Origin of the sequence: Aequoribacter sp. (assembly GCF_965659035.1) — a bacterium.
Lineage (GTDB): Bacteria > Pseudomonadota > Gammaproteobacteria > Pseudomonadales > Halieaceae > Aequoribacter.
Window position 1 is genome coordinate 1 of sequence record NZ_CBFHWH010000165.1, and the last position, 1857, is coordinate 1857.

Consider the following 1857-nt stretch of genomic DNA (forward strand, 5'->3'; position numbering starts at 1 on the left):
ACGATCGCAGCGTGCTACCGTCTCCCCCCGAGTCTGACAGCGACAAGGTGTTACCCTACATAACCCTGACCTTCGTGGTCGCCTTTTCACTAGGTTATTGGTTGGGATAGTTAGAGGATCTACTGACAAGGAGCTTAGAGATATGAATCAACGGACATTAAACATTTTAGTTGTGGTGGTATCGTGCGTCATCGTAGGCGTTTTCGCATTCGGTGAGTTGAACTGGAGCGACGATTGGTGGGTACTAGCCGCATGGTTCTTGCCTCTCTTGGGTGGCTGGCCAGTGATCGCCAAATATGCTCAATCAAACGAGAGGGCTGAGAGCGAATAAAGTTACGAGCTAGCCAGCGCCCCGTTTGGAGAATTCTACATACTGCGGTTGATCGATAAGGACCTGGGCTTCGACCGTCGCGCGTAAGTGCGCCTGCAGGGCGAGGTTGTCTAGGTCGACAAGACCCTCGCGGATGTGCTCGCAAAGTTTTGCGTTTAAGTCTTCTTGCGGTTCACAGTCACCCAAAAGAGCCTGCAGTCGGTTATTCGCTTGCCTGACCGCGCTGGCATTAAAACGTGCACTGCGGGCTAATATGCCCGCGGCATTGGCCGCGACTTGTGCGAGAAACTTGTCTTTGCCACTCAACAGTGGTGCGACGTTGTCTTTGAGGTGAGCCTGCAAGGCCTCAGCAAGCTCGGCATCGGTTGGTAGCAGAGCTTGATTCTGCTCGTCGGGGATGATTTCGAAACTCTGTGGCAGCAACAAGTTCACGCAATCGAGCTGGCCTTCGGAGGCGCGTCGGCCAATAATAGGGCGCTCGAGTGAGGTATTTACACCGGTCTTGTAGGTGTTGCCCATGCTTAAGCAGCATACTGACCACCAAAATGAGCCAAATACCATCCAGTAGTGAATGTCATCGGCGCTAATTTTTCGGCCGCTGTTGGCGTTGTAGGCTGTCAGTAAATCGTCTAAGTCGCCAAAGCCGCCGACAACGAACTCGTTACAGCCAAAGCGCCAGGAATTGACGCACAGCCAAGCAATGTCTTTGGCGGGGTCGGCGATAGAGGCGAGCTCCCAATCCAATACGGCACTGATGCCTATATTTGGGTCGACCATGAGGTTCCCGCTGCGAAAGTCACCGTGGTTCAGCACGTAATCGTGTTGCCTAGGCGCGTTTTCTAGGAGGTAACGCGCAGTGTAATCCAGCATAGGTTGCTGCATATTTAACGATAAATACTGATCGTAGGTTTGCTGGATAAAGTCCACGGCGGCCATTTTTTGTAAGCTGCCTGCCTGCAAAAAGGGCTGTGTGTCCATTGAGTGGATTAAGGCTAACTGCTCACCGCATTGGCGAGCGAGCTCAGGGCGAATACTCGCGAACTCTTGGGCTCTGGCAATTTTATGTCCGAGGGTCTCGCCTTCTAACCATTGCATCAAAAAGCCTATGCCAAGGTCGTCTTCTTCGTTTATGAGGGCCACTATTTGGGGCGCTTTGACGCCTACACTACGTGCTGCTTGAATCAGCTCGGCCTCGACCATGAGGCCCACACCTCCTAGATCCAGTGCTTGCTCAGATTCGCTGTCTTTGGCACGGCGCAAACAATAGGGAGTTAGACTTCCTTTGTGCTCCACATCGATTCGCCAAGTTTCTTGGCTTGCGCCACCGGTCAGTAACAACGCGTTCTCGACCTTAACCCCTTGGCCGAGATGCTTTTCGATGAAGGATTGCAGCCTAGTAATCACGCTTATTTCACTCCTTTTGGCGCCTTTTGGTTCATAAAGCCAAACAGATAGCCCGCGACGCGGCGCATTTGAATTTCTTCGGCGCCCTCGGTGATGCGGTAGCGGCGGTGATGCCGATAGAT

General features: G+C 52.7%; 2 protein-coding genes. One reads left to right on the plus strand and one right to left on the minus strand.

Going from position 1 to position 1857, the window contains the following annotated elements:
- Positions 1-142 precede the first annotated feature (142 nt).
- A complete protein-coding gene (locus ACTF5Z_RS12075) occupies positions 143-331 on the plus strand; it encodes a hypothetical protein (protein ID WP_438985851.1) in 189 nt (62 codons plus the stop codon).
- Positions 332-340: 9 nt separating this feature from the next.
- On the opposite strand, the gene ACTF5Z_RS12080 is transcribed toward ACTF5Z_RS12075, so the two are convergent.
- A complete protein-coding gene (locus tag ACTF5Z_RS12080; RefSeq protein ID WP_438985852.1) occupies positions 341-1735 on the minus strand; it encodes a phosphotransferase family protein in 1395 nt (464 codons plus the stop codon).
- Positions 1736-1857: the final 122 nt, after the last annotated feature.

What these genes read in the sequence shown, in the direction of transcription:
- ACTF5Z_RS12075 (WP_438985851.1), top strand. Translation starts at nt 143, where the DNA reads ATGAATCAACGGACATTAAACATTTTAGTTGTGGTGGTATCGTGCGTC.